The following is a 20,398-nucleotide window of genomic DNA, read 5'->3' as shown; positions in this document are numbered from 1 at the left end:
TTGATGATGACACAGACAAATCTTAAAAGTGATGTATTATCCAAGGATGAGCAATATGTTTGGCATTCTATGAAACCATATAATCCGCAAGCCACATATGTAGTAGAGAGGTCTGATGGTGCAAGAATTGTGGATACAGATGGTGTGGAATATATTGATGCAATGGCAGGGCTTTGGTGTGTCAATGTTGGCTATGGACGGAAAGAGTTAGCAGATGCGGCACATGAGCAAATGATGAAAAATGCTTATGCACCTTTATCTCAGGGTCATTTGCCTGCAGTGGAATTAGCTGAGAAGCTAAATGAACTACTTGGTGGAGATTACGTTATTTTCTTCTCCAATAGTGGATCAGAGGCGAATGAAACAGCCTTTAAAATTGCTCGGCAATACCATCAGCAAAAAGGACAAAGCTCACGCTATAAAATTGTCTCACGCTACCGTGCTTATCATGGTAACTCCTTTGGGGCTTTAGCGGCAACGGGGCAGGCGGAGCGCAAATATAAATACGAGCCACTATCTCCAGGTTTTATCCATGTCGCACCACCTGATCAATATCGTGAGCATGAAAGCGATGCTATTGCGCCATTGGATTTAGCGAGTGTAAAGGCTGTAGATAAAACGATGACATGGGAACTGAGTGACACAATTGCAGCTATGATCTTAGAGCCTATTATTACAGGTGGCGGTGTCATTATGCCTCCAGAGAATTATTTAAAAGGCATTGAGGAAGTGTGTAAAAGACATGGTGCTTTACTGATTGTGGATGAGGTTATTTGTGGCTTTGGTCGAACAGGTAAGCCTTTTGGATTTATGAACTACGGTGTTAAGCCAGATATAATTACGATGGCTAAAGGAATTACAAGTGCCTATTTACCATTATCAGCAACAGCCGTGAAGCGTGAAATTTATGAGGCGTTTAAGGGCTCAGATGCATACAGCTATTTCCGCCATGTGAATACATTTGGAGGCTCTCCTGTGGCATGTGCAGTTGCATTAAAAAATATTGAAATTCTTGAGCAAGAAGCGTTGTTTGAGCGTTCCAAGGAAATTGGCGCTGCAACACTACAAACATTGCAGCAACAATTGCAGCATCATCCAAATGTAGGAGATGTGCGTGGCAAAGGTTTATTAATTGGGATTGAATTAGTTGCAGATAAAGTCTCGAAAGAACCTTTACCAGTGGAGAAGGTGAATGCTGTCATTGCCAAATGTAAAGAACAAGGGGTTATCATTGGAAAAAATGGAGCAACTGTTGCAGGGTTTAATAATGTCTTAACGCTATCACCACCACTTAATATTGTACAAGAAGATCTTGATCGTATACTCGATGTGGTTGTGGATAGTGTAAATAAGCTGTAAAGAATATTGATATGGTTCTAAAAGCCTTGGAGTAAAGGCTTTTAGAACTTTTATTTGTGAAGCTTTATAACGCAGATGCTAGATAGCAGTATTTATTATAGCTCGATAAAAATAATTATAAAATTCTGAAATTTAATAAAAAAATACTGGAAAAATTGTATTTCGTAGTTTATAGTTAATAAAAAATTAATTTTTCTGATAATTATATGTAAAAAGTGTCCTGTAGAGAATATTTTTTTGATTACTTATTTTCAGCAGTGGAATAAATAGGTGTTGTTGGTTGAACTATAGTTTCTGATGAAAAGCAATTGTAATAGTTGAGAGAGTCATGTCTTCCTCTAATTGAATTGTCTAATCGTAATGAAAGTATAGTTTATTTTTTGTCTATTTATTTTCATCAGTGGAGAAAATAAGTGATTTTAGTAATTATATTTCTTAATTTAAGTGTTAAGAAATATTTTTATATATTTTTACAAAGGGAGTAGATGAGATGAATTATGTTAAAAAGTTGGTTTTTGTAATTCTATGTATGTTGCTTTTAGCAGCATGCGCAGAGAAAGATAATTCTAATGCATCAAACACTGGGGAGAAGTCTACTACAGAATCAGACACAGCAAGTTCAAAGAATGAACTTGTCATTGCTGTAAATGAAAACTTTATTTCCATGGATCCTCATAATACAGGAGATACAAATTCGAGTTCTGTACAGGAGACCATGTTAGAAGGTTTACTAGGCTTCGATGCTGATGGACAAATTATGAAGGTTTTAGCTGATGATTATTCAATTAGTGAAGATGCTCTGGAGTATACATTTAAGCTACAAGAAGGGGTCACTTTCCATGACGGGGAACAGTTTAATGCAGAGGCTGTAAAAGCCAACATTGAACGAATCATGAATGATGAAAGTTTACGTTTATATTCACGTGGTTTTAGCTTAATCAGCAAAGTTGAAATTCTAGGTGACTATGAAATTAAAGTTACTTTAAAAGAACCATACGGACCAATGATCACGCGTTTCGGAGTGGCTAAAATGATCAGCCCAAAAATGATTAAAGAAAATTTAGCTGATATTCCGAAGCAGCCTGTTGGTACAGGACCTTATAAATTTGTTGAATGGGTACAAGGGGATCATTTAACAATTGAAAACTTCGACGGCTATTGGGGTGGTGGTGATCGTGTTTCTAAAATTACGTATAAGCCAGTACCAGAGAACGGATCACGTGTGGCAATGCTAAAAGCTGGGGATGCACAAGTGATCTATCCAGTGCCAGCACAAAATATCGACGAGCTTTCTAACAATAAAGATGTAGAAATTAATAAAGTTCCTTCTACAATTGCTCATTATGTGTCGCTAAATACGTATAAGAAACCTTTGGATGATATTAAAGTACGACAAGCATTTAATTATGCGGTAGATAAAGAAGCTTATTTAAAAGTTGTAAATGCAGGTCTAGGTTTACCACTAGACTCTATTATTCCTTCCAAAACGGTTTATTATAAACAGCAAAAAATGTATGAACACAATATTGAAAAGGCAAAAGAATTATTGACTGAAGCTGGCTATCCTAATGGCTTCGATATTGAAATCTGGGGGAACACAAACTCAGATACGATGAAGGGCATGCAGTTTATTCAACAACAGTTGAGCCAAATCGGTGTAAAAGTTGAGATCAAATCAATGGAAGAAGGTACTTTGTCAGATGAAATCTACGGTGCACAAACTCCAGATGATGCGAAATTGCAAATGTGGTATGTGAGCTGGTCAGCCTATGCTTCAGATATAACGAATGCGACAAAACCTCTTTTCCATAGTGTATCATTCCCACCAAATGGTGCAAACACAGCCTATTATCAAAATCCTGAGGCAGATCAACTAATGGATGAAGCGAATTCTATTTCAGATGTAGATCGTCAGGCTGAACTGTATGAAAAATTACAGGAAATCGTTTACCAAGATACGCCTTGGATTTTCTTAGGGGTAGATGAGGTCGTATATGGTGTACGTTCAAATGTCAGCGGTGTGTTAGTAAATCCAACAGGTGGACTCGATGTGAAAAACGCAAAAGTTGAGTAATGTTGCACAATAAAAGGAATTGATGATGGTCAATTCCTTTTCTACAACATAGAAAGGAGGAGGTTGTCTTGTGGAAATATACAGCAAAAAGAATTGTTGAAATGATACCAATATTAATTGTTATTTCAATCTTAACATTCTTGTTTATCCATTTAATACCAGGTGATCCTGCACGATTAGTAGCTGGTAAGGATGCCACGTTAGAAGATGTTGAAAATGTACGGCATGAGTTGGGTTTAGATAAACCCATTCTTAAACAATACGTGGATTATATGAAAAATCTGTTGACGGGTGAACTTGGAACATCCTTAACAACTGGATTACCGGTAATTGATATGTTTAAAACAAGGTTTATGCCTTCCCTCCACCTTACTTTCCTCTCCATGTTTTGGGCTACATTAATTGGTTTAATGATTGGCGTTTTTTCAGCCATCAATAAAAACAAATGGCCTGATTATTTTGGAATGGTAACAGCGGTTTCTGGTATTTCAATTCCAGGATTTTGGTTGGGACTATTGTTGATTCAATTATTTTCAGTACAGCTAGGATTATTCCCAACAGGTGGATTGGATGGCTTTTCTAGTTATATTTTACCTTCCTTGACCTTAGGGGCAGGCATTATGTCAATGATCGCTCGATTTACTCGTTCTTCCATGCTTGAAACGTTACAAGCTGATTTTATAAGAACGGGGAGAGCAAAGGGATTAAAGGAACATTCCGTGATTGTGACGCATGCATTACGAAATTCCTTAATTTCTGTTGTAACGGTAGCGGGCTTACAATTTGGTTTTCTACTAGGGGGTTCAGTGGTAGTTGAGACGGTATTTAGCTTTCCAGGAATGGGACGTCTGCTAATCGATTCGATTGCATTTCGAGACTACCCTGTCATTCAATCAGCACTGCTGTTATTCGCATTTGAATTTATTGTAGTGAATTTAATTGTTGATGTGCTTTATACCGTGTTAAACCCAAAAATCCAATTAGATTCTTAAGGGAGGGAATAAAATGACTTCACCAACTACTATGCAAAATAGCCAAGTGCAAAAAACACAAAGGAAATACTCTCCTCTTAAAGAATTTTGGAAGTCCTTTAAAAAACAAAAGGCCGCATTGTTTGCAAGTATCTTTATAGGATTGTTAATTGTAGTTGCTTTTATTGGACCTTATATCGCACCGTACGATCCGTTTGAACCGAATTATGATGCTTTATTAGAGGGACCAAGTGCCAGTCATTTGGCAGGAACGGACGAGTATGGTCGAGACATTTTTAGTCGTTTAATAGTAGGCGCAAAAATATCCTTGATGGTGAGTTTCAGTGCCGTATTTTTAGGCTTAATACTAGGAACTATTTTAGGTTTAATTAGCGGTTACTTTGGTGGTTGGATTGACAAAATCATCATGCGTAGCTGTGATGTACTGTTTTCATTCCCTGATTTATTGTTAGCCATTGCCATTGTCGCATTACTTGGTCCTGGTATTAATAATGTCATCATTGCTGTCATGATTTTTAGTGTGCCATCCTTTGCACGTTTAGTGCGAGGTGCCACTTTGAATGCGAAAGAAAATGTATACGTAGAGGCAGCACAATCAATGGGTGCTTCGCATGTCAGAGTGCTGTGGAAACATATTTTCCCTGAAACGATTAGTGAATTAATTATTTTCGTCACAATGCGTATCGGAACAGCTATTTTAGCAGCTTCTAGTTTGAGCTTTTTAGGCTTAGGTGCCAGCCCTGAAATGCCTGAGTGGGGAGTTATGCTAAGCAGTGGCCGTGACTACTTAGGGACATCTTCTCATGTAGTTATTATGCCGGGTATTGCCATTTTTTTAACCGTACTAGCATTTAACTTAATAGGTGATGGATTACGAGATGTATTAGATCCAAAAATTAAAAATAATTAAGGAGAATGCCTATGACAGAACATGTATTGCGAGTAAGTGACTTAGAAACGTCCTTTACGCGTGATAAAACAGAAATCAAAATTTTAAGAGGTGTCAATTTTTCAATCCATAAAGGAGAGATACTAGGCTTAGTTGGAGAATCGGGTAGTGGAAAAAGCTTGACGTCATTATCCATCATGCAATTATTTCATGGTACTACAGGTAAAATAGTGAATGGCTCTATTCATTTCAATGGAGAGGATTTAACGAAAATGTCTGAATCAGAAATTCGGAAAATTCGTGGTAAGCAAATGGCGATGATTTTCCAAGAGCCTATGACTTCTTTAAATCCTGTTTTAAAGATTGGTAAGCAGTTAATGGAAGCAATCGAAATGCATTTGAAGCTGCCAAAGAACGAAAGTAAACATCACGCCATCCAAATGTTAAAGAGTGTAGGCATAGGAAGGGCAGAGGAAATCATTCATGAATACCCGCATCAGCTATCAGGAGGAATGAGACAGCGAGTAATGATTGCTATGGCAATGGCCTGTCAGCCCAAGCTACTTATTGCTGACGAACCAACTACTGCGTTAGATGTAACGATACAAGCTCAAATATTAGAGTTAATGAAAAAGTTAAAGGAAGAACATGAGACGGCTATTTTACTGATTACACATGATTTGGGGGTTGTTGCTGAAATGTGCGATAAGGTAGTCGTTATGTATGCAGGGCAAGTTGTGGAGGAAGCAGACGTCTTTGAACTATTCGCTAGCCCTAAACACCCGTATACAAAAGGTTTAATTGCATCAGTACCTAAAATAGGAGATAAAAAAGAAGTATTAGATTCTATCAATGGGCAAGTGCCGTCCCCGCAAAATATGCCAAAAGGTTGTAAATTTGCTCCACGATGTGATCATGCGATGTCTATATGTCATCAGGAAAGTCCACCGACATTGAAAATTTCAGCTACACGTCAATGTAGCTGCTGGCTATATGCGAAAAAGGATGTGGAAGCTAATGTCTAACAGTATTTTAAAAGTGGAAAATTTAAAAAAGAGTTTTCAGATAGCAGGTGGACTATTTCAAAAAAGGCAACATGTTAATGCCGTAATAGATGTTTCCTTTGAAATAGAAGAGGGTACGACATTTAGTCTAGTAGGAGAAAGTGGTTGTGGAAAATCTACCACCGGCAGATTAATCACTCGATTAATAGCACCAACAAGTGGAAGTATCGTTGTGGATGGAAAAGAAGTAGCTACTGCAAAACATTCAGACTTAAAGCATTTAAGGCGAACTGTTCAAATGATTTTTCAAGATCCCTATGCTTCATTAAATCCGAGAATGAAGGTAAAGGAATTAGTTGGGGAGCCTTTAGAAATTCATACAAAACTTTCAAAAGCTGAACGTGAAAAGCTTGTACTCGAAATGCTTGAAGTGGTTGGATTAAATGCTGAACAGGCAGATCGCTATGCACATGAGTTCAGTGGCGGACAAAGACAGCGTTTAGGCATTGCACGTGCTTTAATAACAAAACCAAAATTAATTATTGCTGACGAGCCTGTGTCTGCATTGGATGTGTCGATACAATCGCAAATTTTGAATTTATTAAAGCAATTGCAGCAGGAATTTAAAATATCCTATCTCTTTATTTCTCACGATTTAAGTGTTGTAGAACATATAAGTCATTATATTGGTGTCATGTATTTAGGAACCATTGTTGAAATTGGACGAAAAGAAACCATATTTAATGATCCTAAGCATCCTTATACGCAAGCTCTTATTGCTTCTGTACCAATTGTAGACCCAACGTTAAGAAAAAAGAAAAAAGTGTTAATAGGTGATATTCCAAACCCTAAAAATCCGCCAAGTGGTTGTACCTTCCATACAAGGTGTCCCCTTGCATCAGATATATGTAAGCAAGTCATTCCGGAAATGAAAAAAATGAACGAAGAACAAAGTGTTGCATGTCACTTTGTCAATTAATAGAGAGGTGTTCACAAATGAAAGTAGGATTAAGCACATATAGTATGGTCAAAAAAATGAAGCAGGGAGAAATGAATGTTCTTGATGTTCTACAGTGGGTAGCTGACAACGGAGGACAACATGTCGAATTAGTGCCCTATGAATTTACTGTTGTAGATAACTATGAACTGGCATCTCAAATTAAAAAGAAAGCAGCGGAGCTAGGATTAGAGCTATCGGCCTATTCCCTACCTGCTAACTTTATCCATGATACAGAGGAAGCTTTTTTAGAAGAAGTTGAACGCTTAAAAAAACATGTTGATGTAGTACATCATATGGGGATTAGCATTATGCGCCATGACGTTACACTCTTTACTTTACCAAAGGAGCAAACAACCATTCATTATTACAATGACCATTTTGATGAAATGGTTAGAGGCTGTCAATTGATTGCAGATTATGCGAAACAATTTAATATCACGACAACGATTGAAAATCATGGCTTTAATGTTCAAACAAGTGATCGTGTACAGCAATTAATTCATGCGGTTAACAGAGATAACTTTAAAACGACCTTAGATGTAGGAAATTTTTTATGTATTGATGAAGAACCTCTAATCGGTGTCATGAAAAATATTTCTTATGCTGCTACAGTGCATTTTAAAGATTTTTATATTCGTCCTTTTTATGAAAATCCAGGAGATGGCGAATGGTTCCGCACTGTTCATAACAATTACATCAGAGGAGCGATTGTTGGACATGGTGATCTAAATATACGAGAGATTATAAAGCTTGTTAAAGGCTATGGCTACGATGGTTATATTGTGGTGGAGTTTGAAGGTATGGAAGATTGTCAAGTTGGTTCAAAAATAGGGATGGATAATGTGCGTCGTTTATGGGACGAATGCAAGCTCTAAAGGGGGGAAGAACATGAATAAATTAAAAGTTTGTGTAATCGGTACAGGTTCTATTTCCGATTATCATTTAGGCTCCTATATGAAAAATCCAGCGGTTGAGTTATATGGTGTGTATGATGCCTCTATTGAACGAGGCAAAGCAAAGGCTGCTCAATTTGGAGCAACCCATGTTTTTTCTTCTAAGGAAGCGTTATTTGCAGACAAAAATGTAGATGCTGTAAGCATTTGTACATGGAATAATACACATGCCGAATTAGCCATTCTTGCTTTAGAAAATGACTTACATGTGCTTATCGAAAAGCCTTTATCCATGACCTATGCCGAGGCTTTAAACATTCAAAAGGTTGCAGAAAAACATCGTAAAATATTTCAAGTCGGCTATGTAAGACGTTTTGCAACAAATACCAAAGTACTCAAACAATTTATTGACGATAACAAATTGGGGGATATTTATTATGCTAAAGCTTCTTGCCTCAGAAGGTTAGGGAATCCAGGAGGCTGGTTCGCAGAGATTGATAAATCTGGTGGAGGCCCATTAATTGATTTGGGTGTCCATGTGATTGATATATGCTGGTATTTAATGGGTAGACCAAAAGTAAAACGTATAACTGGTCATACCTACAATCAATTAGGAAATAGAAATCATATTGAAAATTTATCCTTTTATAAAGCAGCAGACTATGATGCTACTAAAAATACAGTAGAAGACTTAGCGAATGCTCTTATTACATTTGAAAATGGGTCATCACTAATGGTGGACGTTTCTTATACGCTCCATGCCATAAAAGATGAAATCAGTATTAAATTATATGGCACAAACGGTGGAGCAGAACTAGAGCCTGAGTTGAAAATTGTAAGTGAGGAGCATAACACCATTTTAAATATTTATCCTCAAATTAATGATTTAACCTTTGATTTTGCTACAGCCTTTCAGAATGAAATCAATACGTTTGTTGATTGCTGTCTTCATCAATATGATTCAGTTGCACCTGTGGAGGATGGAGTAGAAATTATGAAAATTTTAGAGGGAATTTATATTTCTGCAATGCAAGGAAAGGAAGTCGTTTATTAAAATGATGAAATTGACCAATGGGATTGGCGTCATTGTAGACAGCTTTAGATTACCTATTCGTGAAGGATTGCAAAAAGCAAAAGAGGTTGGTGCACAAGGTGTGCAGATGTACGCAGTTTCAGGTGAGCTAGATCCAGATCATTTAAACGCTGCACAAAGAGCAGAATTGAAGCAATATATTTTAGATTTAGGGCTTGAGATTTCTGCATTATGTGGTGATTTAGGAGGGCACGGCTTTCAAGATAAAAATGAAAATGCCTGGAAAATAAAAAAATCGAAGGAGATTCTGCAATTAGCAAAAGACCTTGGCACATCGATCGTTACGACCCATATCGGCATCATTCCTGAAAATGAGAATGATCCAATCTATCAAACGATGCTAGAAGCCTGTGAAGAATTAGGGCAATTTGCTACATCATTAGATGCTTACTTTGCGATTGAAACAGGGCCAGAAACGAGTAGAACTTTAAAGGAATTTTTAGATAAGCTTTCGACAAATGGTGTATCGGTTAATTTTGATCCTGCCAATATGGTAATGGTAACGAATGATGACCCTGTAGCTGGCGTTAAACTTTTAAAGAATTATGTTGTACATACACATGTGAAGGATGGCATTCAATTACAGCCAACGAATCCAAAAGATGTGTATGGGTACTTAGGATACGATTCTGGAACATCTCATGATAAAATAGAAGAAATGGTGGAAAATGGAGAGCTTTTCAGAGAACTTCCATTAGGTCAAGGGGATGTCAATTTCGAGCTTTATTTTTCAGCTTTGCATGAAATCGGATACAATGGCTATTTAACTATTGAACGAGAAGTGAGATCAAATCCCGAAAAAGACATCAGAGAAGCTGTACAGTTCATAGAAAAGTTTAAATAGGGGTTGAATCAAATTTGAAAAAGCAAGATCAAGTACAAATGAGAAGACAAAATAAATATATTGTGCTTGACGCAATCAGGCAGATGGCGCCAATTTCAAGAATTCAATTATCAAAGTATACAAAAATGAGCCCTACGACTATTACCCGTATCGTTCAGGAGCTAGAAGCGGAAGGCTTTATTCTTGAAGGAGTATCGGAAGAAACAGCTATTGGTAGACGTCCCACATTAATTCATATGCGTGGAGACGCCTTATACACTATAGGGATAGAGATTGATTGTTTTACTATTCGAATTGGTATATTAGATTTTTTAGGGAAACTTATTGCTTTTCAGGAAATCAAATGCAGCATCAAGCATCAGTATGAAGAAGCTGTACATCTACTAAAACGTTCAATAGTTAATATCATGACAGAATATCAAATTGCTCAGGAAAAATTATTAGGCATTGGAATAGGGATTCCAGGAGTAATTAATAACGAAGAAGGTATGATCGTTTCTTCCGAGCAATTGAAATGGGAAAACTGTCATATAAGAGAAGATTTAAATGGTATTTTTAGTTGTGAAGTCATTGTAGATAATGAATTAAAAATGCAAATCATTGCTGAAATCGGTGATATCTATACACCCCTTTATTCAAATTGCATATTAGTCGGCATTGGAACAGGCATCGGAGCAGCCATATTACTAAACGGAGAAGTGTATCGTGGTATTCAAAATAAAGCAGGAGAGATAAGTCATATTACGATAAATCCATTTGGTGAAATGTGCCACTGTGGTAAGAGGGGTTGCTTATCGATGTATATTTCAGAAGTTACTTTGCTAAAAAGAACACCCCAAAATCTTAATATACAATCAATAGAAGAAATCTTACAATGTGTGGATCAAGGTGAGCAATGGGCAGTAGATATTCAACAAGATGTAGCCACTTTTCTAGCTATCGCCATCAATAATTTAGTTTGTTTATACGAACCAGAGGCTGTCATCGTCAGTGGAGAAATTATTGAGCACAATGTAACATTTCAGAAACTACTTAGTGAAAAATGCAAACAGTATATATGGAAAGAACTACAGCCTTATTTTGATTTGCAGTTTTCAAATCAATTAAAAGAGGGAGTTGTCAAAGGGGCGGCATTACAAGCACAAAAGCAGCTGCTGTCTGTTTAAAGAAAGGTTGGTTGATTCGTGGCTTACTCAGAATTTTTGAAGGAGTATCGTTCAGGATTAATGGAAAATGTGCATTATGGACAAATGAGTGCTGTGAATCTAACAAAGGGAGAATTCGTTTCTGTTGGCCAGGATTATGAGCCTGTGTATTTTCGTTCTGCAGCCAAACCATTTCAAGCCATTCCAATTTTCATGACTGATTTTATAGAAAAGTACGAGATTACTTCAACAGAAAGTGCCTTATTTTTGGCGTCACAAAGAGGGGAATTTTATCATCAAGAGGCGCTGGTCTCATTGTTGGAAAAGATCCCTGTTAATGAAAATGATTTAATATGTGCAGCTTCATATCCATTAAATGAGGAACCAAAAACGCAATATATACAACAGGGATACGAAAAGAGGCGATTATTTCATAATTGTGCGGGCAAGCATTTAGGATTTTTAACTGCATGTCTTGCAAACGGTTATGATTTCAAGCACTACTATCATCCAGACCATCCATTGCAACAAATGATAAAAAAATACATTGCTTATTTGAGTGAATATGATGAGGGGAAAATTCATACAGGAATAGACGGTTGTGGCGCACCAGTCTTTGCCATTCCACTAAAAAATATGGCAATAGCCTATTTAAAGCTAGCGCGGCCAGAATTAATTGATAATCTACCAATTCGTGAAGCAGTAGTAAAGCTTAGCGCAGTCATGAATCAAGAAAATCATATTATTGCGGCTCAAAACTTTATTTGTACAGCATTATTAAAAGATCCTAATATTGTAGCGAAGGGCGGAGCACAGGGCGTATACTGTTTTGCCTTGCGAAATGAAGGAGTAAGTTTTGCTTTGAAAATTATGAATGGCTCAGAAAGTCCGTGGCCGAATGTAATTGCTTCTGTATTGGAACAAATTCAGTATACAAATCAAGAAACGATTGAGCGTATTAAAGCCTTGTCTCCTGCATTTGTGCGTAATGACGCAGGGCAGGAAGTAGGAGAAATTGTTTCTACAATTAAAATCGTATAGAGGTGAAGGTACTTGTATGTTTTGGCAATTGACGGTGGTGGAACAAAAACAATTGCGACAATCTCAACATTTCGTGGGCAAGTTATAGCACTAGCAGAAACAGGTAAAAGTAATCCCACATCTATGAGCTTAGAGCAATTTACGCAGACGATAACAGAACTAATAATTGATTTAAAAAGACAACAACCTTATGATTTTCATCAAATTACGAAGTGCCATGCGGGACTATCTGGCGTAACGGAAAATAATAATGAGGAAATTACCCACACATTATTAACCTCGCTATTACCTGAAGGCTGTCAATTATCACTGTCGAATGATGGGTTGAACGCGCTGTATGCTGGTACATTAGGTCAGTCTGGCATTGTACAGATTTCTGGTACAGGTGCAATTACATTAAGTATAGATTCGTCTGGCAGAGTTGAGCGTACGGCAGGATGGGGCTATATTTTTGATGATGAAGGCAGTGGCTATGATATTGGTATTCGCACATTAAAAGCGGTGTTTAAAGCATTTGATAAAAGAGGACCAGAAACGAGCCTCACATCCGCAGTATTAAATTATTTTCAATTACAATCCATTCCACAAATAATTGAAATTGTTTATGGAAAAGGACATCCGAGAGATACAATCTCTCCTTTAAGTAAGATTGCCATTGATTGCGCTAAAAGAGGTGATGCTGTAGCGAACACGATTCTGGATCAAGTGTGCCATGTTTTTTATCAAAGTATAGATGCTTGTTACAAAAAAAATCCGTTTTCAGATACGCGTGTCAAAGTCGTGCTAGCTGGTGGAGTTTTTAATGAGTTGACGTTATTTATTGAAAAATTAGCCTCCATTGATAAAAATAATAGCAATCAGTATGACTTTATGGGTGCTTATAGCCTACCAGTTGGCGGTGCCGCATTAGCCGCATTAAAACTACCTAATAATGAAGCGAAAATATTTATCGATCAATATAATGCTAGTATTAAGGAGTTTTTAACTAATTAATCCCCCCTTTTAATTTAGCAAGTAGAGAATAGGAAGGTCTTTTCTCTACTTGCATTTTGTTAGTCCTCTACTTTAAACATATTACCTTTATATGACTTATGAATAGTCATAACAATTCCCATAAGCATGATGTTCGATAATATTGATGATGAAGGAGCTTAATTTACCCTACTGGAGTGGACAAAAAGACAGCTAATCCCACCTAGAAGAAGAAAATGAACTACTAAACTTACATCCAACCTCTTGAGTTGAGACAAATATAATACCTCCATTCTTTATTAATACGATAAACGTTTGGAATGCATGGAAGGTTACGGTGGCAGAAATAGTATAATTAAGGATCAATGGTAGGGAGTTATTTGTGTGGTAAATTACCTATATAAAACTAGATAATGGGCATAAATTCTTAATTCTTCTTGCAATCTTTACAAAAACATAACACTGGCTTTATATCTTCATACTATCATTATTGGTAAGAGTTGGAGGAGGAGCCAGGGATCATGCATTTTTTCCGTTTCATAAAGGTGAAGGACAAGTTACTTGTACTCATGATTGTTTGTGTATTATCGAATGTATTGCTGGGTGTGTTTAGTGTGGATTATTTAAGGAAGATGTCGTGGCATGCAAGTGAGAGTTACACACAGGGACTTGTCCCAATCGGTTGGCTGAATGAGCTAGAAGAATCACAGCGTCAATTAGATTTTATCGTAGATGCTCAGGGTGACTATCAAGAAATGACGGTTATTTTAAAAGAGATGGCACAGCCTTTAAAGCAATTGGATAGCCAAGAAATTGATAAAAAAATGAGTCATCAAATTAAAAAATTTAAATCCTTGCTGAAGAAGCAAGGAGAATTGATTGAGAGTTATAAGCAATTGAACCAAGGTGAGCTAGAGCAGTTCTATTCGCTAATATTTCTACCAATAAGTCAGGAAAGCCATACATTATTAGAAGAAACACAAAATTATTTGGTTGAAAAAGCGAAGGATCAACAGAAGTATTATCAACAAGATGTGCAATTTGGTTATTGGTTACTAGGTGGCGTATGCTTAGCGGTGGTGTTGCTTGTCATTCTGATAGGATTTATCGCAACTAAGGCAGTCAATGTACCAACACGTCAATTGAAATCATTATTAAAACGAGCAGAACAAGGCGATTTCACTGCGAATGCAAGTTATGTTGCCCATGATGAGCTTGGTGAGGTAGTACTGTCTTACAATCAAATGGTCACAGAGGTAAAACACCTACTCCATACTGTAACGGACAGCGCCTATGAAGTAGAAGAAATGACAGGTAAATTGCAAGGATCCTCAGAGCAATCATCAACAACAACGTTAAAAATAGCAAAAGATGTACAATCTATTTCAGATTCAACGGCTGCTTCTACTAGTAAATTGGCTTCCAATACAGCTTCTTTAGAGGAAGTTTTAAATGATGTACAAGTCATTTTAGAAAAAGTGCAGGTCGTGGAAAGCTTTGCGCATCAAACAGCAAGAGATGCTGAGAGTGGAACTGAAATTGTACAGGCTAATTTAATGCAAATGCAGGTCATTAAGCAGGCCGTAGAAAAGTCGAATACAGCTATCTTTAACTTGGTTGAGCGTGCCTCATCAATCGATCAAATGATTGAGGTCATAGAAAAAATAACAGCACAAACCAACTTACTAGCGTTAAACGCATCCATTGAAGCAGCAAGAGCAGGAGAACATGGAAAGGGGTTTGCGGTTGTAGCCAATGAGGTGCGGAAGCTTGCGGAACAAACAGTCCAATCAACACAAACGATTACATCCATTGTACAAAACATCCATTTAGATTCGAGCTATGCAGTACAAATGATGGAGGGCGTGTTGTTGGCTACTGAAAAAGGTGTTGCCGTAACAGGACAAACAGCGACAAGTTTTGATCAAATTTTAGAAAAAGTACATACAATCAAGCCTTATATGATGGAAGTATCTGCTACAGTTCAAGAGATAGCCACTCACACCCAAAAGGTGAGTGAGGATGCGGTTATGTTAACAGCTATATCGGATACGAATGCCGTATCCACTAAGCATGTTGCTACATTAACAGCAGATCAATTAACAGCTCAACAACAATTCCATAATTACATTAAAGAATTGCGCAAAGTATCAAAAGTTTTGCAAATTGCTGTTAAACGTTTTTCAATCTAATTTAATATTAAAGAATAATGTTGAAAAGGAGTCTTTTTTGCGGAAATTAGCAAAGAAGGTTCTTTTTTTGCGTGGTTACAAAACTAGTTTATGAAAGATTTAATTTTTTGTATTTTTGAGGTGTACAATTGTATTTTTTATATTTTTGTAGCACAATATTTTTTGAGTGCTCATATACTGGAAGTAAGGGATTGTATGTTCCTTTTAATGAATATTATTAATATAATTGTTGTATTTTCAAAACGAACACATTATAATGAGTTTCATTGAAAGTGTTATTAAATCAATGTTTATCAATATATATTTGTACTTTCAGCAAGTACAATTGTTCATATGTGGAGGTTTTGAGAAATGAAAAAGATTATTGTTACTGGGGCACTTGGTCAAATTGGTTCTGAGCTTGTAGAAAAACTTCGTGGTATTTATGGAGAGGACAATATACTTGCTACAGACATTAGAAAGCTTGAACATACTAAGGGCCCATTTGAAATATTGGACGTGACAGATGGACAAAGAATGCACGATTTAGCAAAGGACTTTGGTGCAGATACGATGATGCATTTAGCAGCATTACTATCAGCCACAGCTGAAAGAAATCCATTGTTAGCTTGGAATTTAAATATGGGCGGTTTAATGAATGCATTGGAAGTTTCTCGTGAGTTAAATATGCAATTTTTCACGCCAAGTTCAATTGGAGCATTTGGTCCATCTACACCGAAGGAAGATACACCGCAGGATACTTTGCAACGTCCAACAACTATGTATGGTGTAAATAAGGTAGCGGGTGAATTATTATGCGATTATTACTTCAATCGTTTTGGTGTTGATACACGTGGTGTACGTTTCCCTGGATTAATTTCTTATGTAACACCTCCAGGTGGTGGTACAACTGATTATGCAGTAGAAATTTTCTATGAAGCAATTGAGCAAGGTAAGTACACATCTTATATTCAGGAAGGTACGTTTATGGATATGATGTACATGCCAGATGCCTTACAAGCTATTGTAGATTTAATGGAGGCAGATGGTAGTAAGCTCGTTCATCGCAATGCCTTTAATATTACAGCGATGAGCTTTGAACCATCACAAATCGCAGCTGAAATCAAGAAGCATTTGCCAAATTTCACAATGGATTATCAGGTTGATCCAGTGCGTCAAGCGATTGCAGACAGTTGGCCAAACTCTTTAAATATTGACGCAGCTCAAAAAGAGTGGGGCTTCAAAGCAGAGTATGATTTAGCCAAAATGACGATAGATATGTTAGAAAAACTAAAAATGAAACTGCATAAAAAGGCAATTTCCTAATCGTTAAAGGAACGGATGTAGAATTAGTCTACATCCGTTTTTTATGTGTCTGTAAAAGAGAATTGTTGGAATATATTAATTAAATTATGAAACCAAAATAGCTAAGCTTCGATATAGTATTGCCGAAATATACCCTCGATTATTGGCATAGTTAAAAGAGCGCTTTCCTTTTATGGAAGTCGCTCTTTTATTGAATTATTTAGTTAACATGTGGAAAACCTGTTCCACGTCTTTATCACCACGACCTGAGATATTAATAATAATGCTTTCTTCAGATGATAAAGTTGGTGCTAATTTTAGAGCATGTGCGACCGCATGTGAGCTCTCAAGGGCAGGAATAATCCCTTCAACCTTCGAAAGTACTTGAAATGCCTCAAGGACTTCTTTGTTTGTCACAGTCACATACTCAGCACGGCCAATTGTTTTTAAATGACTATGTTCTGGACCTGCTCCAGGGTAATCTAAACCAGCAGCTATTGAATAGGTTGGTAGTGGATTGCCGTCTGCATCCTGTAATACTAAGCATTTGAAGCCATGTAGCTCTCCGGGCGAACCTTCGTTTAATGTAGCAGCTTGATCTGGCTCTATTCCAATAAGACGAACCTGTTCATCTGCAATGTAGTCTGCAAATGCTCCAATGGCATTACTGCCACCGCCAACACAGGCAAGGATCGCTGCGGGTAGCTTTCCTTCTTTTTCTAAAATCTGTTCACGACTTTCGCGACTAATCACAGATTGGAAGTGTTTAACCATTGATGGGAAGGGATGTGGCCCAACTGCTGAACCTAATAAGTAAAACGTTGTTTCATAGTTTTCGACTAAGTCAGCGAATGCTTCATCAACTGCATCCTTTAGGCGACCCTGTCCTTTATCAACCGCTACGACTTTCGCGCCAAGAAGCTCCATGCGAAACACGTTCAATGCTTGACGTTTTGTATCCTCTAAGCCCATATAAATAGTGCAATCCATTCCAAACATGGCACAAGCAGTCGCAGTTGCTACACCATGTTGACCTGCACCTGTTTCGGCAATAACGCGATTTGCCCCCATACGTTTGGCTAGTAAAATCTGTCCCAATACATTATTAATTTTATGTGAGCCTGTATGGTTAAGATCTTCACGTTTTAAATAAATTTTTGCGCCACCCAATTGCTTTGTTAAATTTTCTGCAAAATAAAGTGGGGATTTACGACCAACATACTCACGGAAATAGTAATCCAATTCTTTTTTAAATTCTTCATCATCTTTAAACTTTTGGAAATGCTCATCTAGAATAGTTAAGACATTTTGAAGCTCCTTTGGAACAAAGCTTCCGCCAAATTCTCCGAAATAACCTTTTTTCTCTACTACTTTACTCATCTTTACTCGACTCCTCTATGCTAATTTTTCCATAAAAAAAAGCCACTCTAATCCTCTTAAAAAGGACGAGTAACCGTGGTGCCACCTTCATTCGCAATTTTTGCGCGCTTTCTTACTCCGATAACGGGGAGTGAATCGGCCTTACATTTAATAAGGCTGCTCTGAAGTCCATTCACAAGTATCTACTACTGGTTTGCACCATTCACCAGCTCTCTGAAAGTAACCATGCTTGCTACTACTCTTCTTCCTTGCATTTATATTAGAAAGAATTGTAGTTTATTTTCAGAATAGTGTCAAGAAAAAAAGACGAATCTAAAAAGACTCGTCTGTTAAATCAAATGATGAAAGTGAAGGCGTTTATTGAGTGCATACATAATCGGTGCACCAACAGCTAACACAACAAATTCACCTGCCGCCACTGTTAGCCAAGTCCAGAAGAATGGTAGTTCTAAGGCCAAATTCAACTCGAAGGCAATAATAAACATTGTGCAAGTAAATAATAATGTATTAATAATTAAACGTGCCCAAATATTTTTGACATATTTACAGATTAAAATGAACAGTCCAAGTGTAATCATCGAATGACCAACACCAAACACTAAATCGTAAATGCCAAGTGGTGAAAATAGATTAGAGATCAATACACCAATAATGATCCCTACGGCAAAGCGTGGGTTAAAGGCAACCAAATGGTTAAACATTTCAGATACACGGAATTGTACCTCTGTAAAACCAAACGGTGCAACAAGCATTGTCACCGCAATATATAGCGCTGCAATAATACCACTTGCTGCTAAAAATTTTATCTTCATATTCATTTCTCCTTAGTTTTTTTGCGTGGGATGGTTACGAACCACGGTGCTTTCACACAAGATAATATTTTATTATAGATATCTAGCAGAAGTCAAATGTCAGACTTTTTGTCTATATGACACACTTCGTAAAATTGTCATAAATATTTTTTACTATTTTTTAAAAAGAAAGCAATTAACTAAAATAGCGTAGTTTAGCGGTTTAAAGCGGCGAATTGAATGAAAAACTAAAATGTTTCGTGAGTTTTAAAAGTCAGAACATTCATAATGTTGTTGACGGAGCTTGATAATAACGATAATATAGCGATACATTCACACTTTGTTTGGATAAAGTGTGATAGATATTGAGAATATAATCGGGGGGATTATTTGTGAAGAACAGTGTAAAAAAGCTTTCATTCCTTCTTTTTGGATTAGTGTTACTACTTGCTGCTTGCGGTAGTAGCGGATCTAGTTCAACAGATTCAAAAGGGAATGAATCAAACAATGCAAGTGAGAGCGGGAATACAGAGGATAAAACATATAAAATCGGGATTACTCAAATTGTAGAGCATCCATCATTAAACGCAGCAACGGAAGGCTTTAAAAAGGCAATTGAAGATGCTGGCTTAAAAGTAGACTACGATCCACAAATTGCACAAGGAGATAACAGTCTTAACACAACGATTGCTAACAATCTAGTAAGTGCAAACGTAGATTTAATTTTTGCTAACTCCACACCTTCTGCACAAGCAGCGGCAACAGCCACAAGTGATATTCCAATTATCTTCACATCTGTCACAGATGCTGTTGGTGCACAGTTAATCGAATCAATGGAGAAGCCAGGAAAAAATGTTACAGGAACAATTGATTTACATCCTGAAACGATTTCTAAAACAGTCGCATTCCTAAAAGAGCTTGGCGCCAAAAAAGTAGGGATGGTCTACAATGCTGGTGAGCAAAACTCTGTTGCACAAGTTAAAGAAGTGAAAAAGGTGATGGATGAACAAGGCTTAACAGTAGTAGAAGCGTCAGCATCTACTTCGGCAGATGTAAAACAAGCAACAGAATCACTAATTGGTAAGGTAGAGGCTTTCTATATTATTACTGATAATACAGTAGTTTCTGCTTTAGAGTCTGTTATTGATGTTGCCAATACAAATGAATTACCACTTGTTGTGGGAGAGCTAGATTCTGTTGCACGAGGCGGTTTAGCTGCTTATGGTTTTGAATATTTCGATATCGGTTACGAGGCTGGTCAAATGGCTGTGAAAATTTTAAAAGGTGAAGCAACACCTGCCGAGACGCCAGCACAATATCCACAAAATCTGAAACTATTAATCAATAAAAAAGTAGCGGATGATTTAGGAATTGAAATAAAAGATTCTTGGGGTGCAGAACTTCTAGAAAAATAAATGGAAGCGGGGGAGAACTATCCCCGCTTT

General features: G+C 37.1%; 17 protein-coding genes, 1 riboswitch and 1 other annotated feature. Of the genes, 15 read left to right on the top strand and 2 right to left on the bottom strand.

The features are described 5' to 3' along the window. The first annotated feature begins 6 nt into the window (after positions 1-6). From MHI34_RS04655 to MHI34_RS04590, 14 genes are all read left to right on the top strand, one after another. A complete protein-coding gene (locus MHI34_RS04655) occupies positions 7-1,359 on the top strand; it encodes an aspartate aminotransferase family protein (RefSeq protein ID WP_342504453.1) in 1,353 nt (450 codons plus the stop codon). 490 nt (positions 1,360-1,849) lie between these two features. Further along, entirely contained in the window at positions 1,850-3,433 is a 1,584-nt protein-coding gene (locus MHI34_RS04650) for a glutathione ABC transporter substrate-binding protein (RefSeq protein ID WP_058843624.1), read from the top strand. A 68-nt stretch (positions 3,434-3,501) separates the two neighbouring features. Further along, on the top strand, positions 3,502-4,425 hold the full coding sequence (nikB, locus tag MHI34_RS04645) for a nickel ABC transporter permease (protein WP_058843625.1): 924 nt from the start codon (positions 3,502-3,504) through the stop codon (positions 4,423-4,425). Positions 4,426-4,438: 13 nt separating this feature from the next. Then, complete coding sequence (locus MHI34_RS04640; RefSeq protein WP_342504155.1) at positions 4,439-5,335, top strand: ABC transporter permease subunit; 897 nt, start codon at positions 4,439-4,441, stop codon at positions 5,333-5,335. A gap of 11 nt (positions 5,336-5,346) precedes the next feature. Further along, positions 5,347-6,339: an ABC transporter ATP-binding protein gene (locus tag MHI34_RS04635; protein ID WP_342504154.1), complete on the top strand. Its 993-nt coding sequence runs from the start codon at positions 5,347-5,349 to the stop codon at positions 6,337-6,339. Continuing rightward, the gene (locus MHI34_RS04630) at positions 6,332-7,297 is read left to right on the top strand and encodes a dipeptide ABC transporter ATP-binding protein (RefSeq protein ID WP_342504153.1); all 966 of its coding nucleotides are present in this window, start codon (positions 6,332-6,334) and stop codon (positions 7,295-7,297) included. Before MHI34_RS04635 ends, MHI34_RS04630 begins: the two co-directional genes overlap by 8 nt. 17 nt (positions 7,298-7,314) lie before the next feature. After that, positions 7,315-8,193 (top strand): sugar phosphate isomerase/epimerase family protein, encoded by an 879-nt coding sequence (locus tag MHI34_RS04625; RefSeq protein WP_058843629.1) that lies wholly within the window; start codon positions 7,315-7,317, stop codon positions 8,191-8,193. A gap of 13 nt (positions 8,194-8,206) precedes the next feature. Further along, positions 8,207-9,265 carry a Gfo/Idh/MocA family oxidoreductase gene (locus MHI34_RS04620; RefSeq protein ID WP_058843630.1) on the top strand — a complete coding sequence of 353 codons (1,059 nt, stop codon included), beginning with the start codon at positions 8,207-8,209 and terminating at the stop codon, positions 9,263-9,265. Position 9,266: 1 nt separating this feature from the next. Continuing rightward, positions 9,267-10,148 (top strand): sugar phosphate isomerase/epimerase family protein, encoded by an 882-nt coding sequence (locus tag MHI34_RS04615; RefSeq protein WP_342504152.1) that lies wholly within the window; start codon positions 9,267-9,269, stop codon positions 10,146-10,148. A gap of 14 nt (positions 10,149-10,162) precedes the next feature. After that, complete coding sequence (locus MHI34_RS04610; protein WP_342504151.1) at positions 10,163-11,314, top strand: ROK family transcriptional regulator; 1,152 nt, start codon at positions 10,163-10,165, stop codon at positions 11,312-11,314. Positions 11,315-11,332: 18 nt separating this feature from the next. Beyond that, a complete protein-coding gene (locus MHI34_RS04605; protein WP_271912319.1) occupies positions 11,333-12,334 on the top strand; it encodes an asparaginase in 1,002 nt (333 codons plus the stop codon). A 12-nt stretch (positions 12,335-12,346) separates the two neighbouring features. Then, positions 12,347-13,327: a BadF/BadG/BcrA/BcrD ATPase family protein gene (locus MHI34_RS04600; RefSeq protein ID WP_342504150.1), complete on the top strand. Its 981-nt coding sequence runs from the start codon at positions 12,347-12,349 to the stop codon at positions 13,325-13,327. A gap of 500 nt (positions 13,328-13,827) precedes the next feature. Beyond that, positions 13,828-15,498, top strand: a complete 1,671-nt coding sequence (locus tag MHI34_RS04595; protein ID WP_342504149.1) for a methyl-accepting chemotaxis protein — start codon at positions 13,828-13,830, stop codon at positions 15,496-15,498. Positions 15,499-15,849: 351 nt separating this feature from the next. Beyond that, the gene (locus MHI34_RS04590; RefSeq protein WP_141903905.1) at positions 15,850-16,803 is read left to right on the top strand and encodes an L-threonine 3-dehydrogenase; all 954 of its coding nucleotides are present in this window, start codon (positions 15,850-15,852) and stop codon (positions 16,801-16,803) included. A 195-nt stretch (positions 16,804-16,998) separates the two neighbouring features. Here MHI34_RS04590 and trpB read toward each other — a convergent pair whose 3' ends face one another. Together trpB and MHI34_RS04580 are read right to left on the bottom strand one after the other, a co-directional pair. Beyond that, a complete protein-coding gene (gene trpB / locus MHI34_RS04585) occupies positions 16,999-18,162 on the bottom strand; it encodes a tryptophan synthase subunit beta (RefSeq protein ID WP_036117429.1) in 1,164 nt (387 codons plus the stop codon). Between the two features lie 58 nt (positions 18,163-18,220). Beyond that, positions 18,221-18,420: a binding site (T-box leader), on the bottom strand. 71 nt (positions 18,421-18,491) lie between these two features. Further along, positions 18,492-18,974, bottom strand: a complete 483-nt coding sequence (locus MHI34_RS04580; protein ID WP_036117427.1) for a QueT transporter family protein — start codon at positions 18,972-18,974, stop codon at positions 18,492-18,494. A 6-nt stretch (positions 18,975-18,980) separates the two neighbouring features. Beyond that, positions 18,981-19,025, bottom strand: a riboswitch (PreQ1 riboswitch). 320 nt (positions 19,026-19,345) lie between these two features. Between MHI34_RS04580 and MHI34_RS04575 the strand changes: the two genes are divergently transcribed. Beyond that, positions 19,346-20,368 carry an ABC transporter substrate-binding protein gene (locus MHI34_RS04575; protein ID WP_036117426.1) on the top strand — a complete coding sequence of 341 codons (1,023 nt, stop codon included), beginning with the start codon at positions 19,346-19,348 and terminating at the stop codon, positions 20,366-20,368. Positions 20,369-20,398: the final 30 nt, after the last annotated feature.

The organism is Lysinibacillus sp. FSL L8-0126, from assembly GCF_038630385.1.
GTDB lineage: Bacteria > Bacillota > Bacilli > Bacillales_A > Planococcaceae > Lysinibacillus > Lysinibacillus fusiformis_D.
Note: the sequence above shows the minus strand (reverse complement) of the source record. Positions and strands in the feature narration are given on the sequence as shown.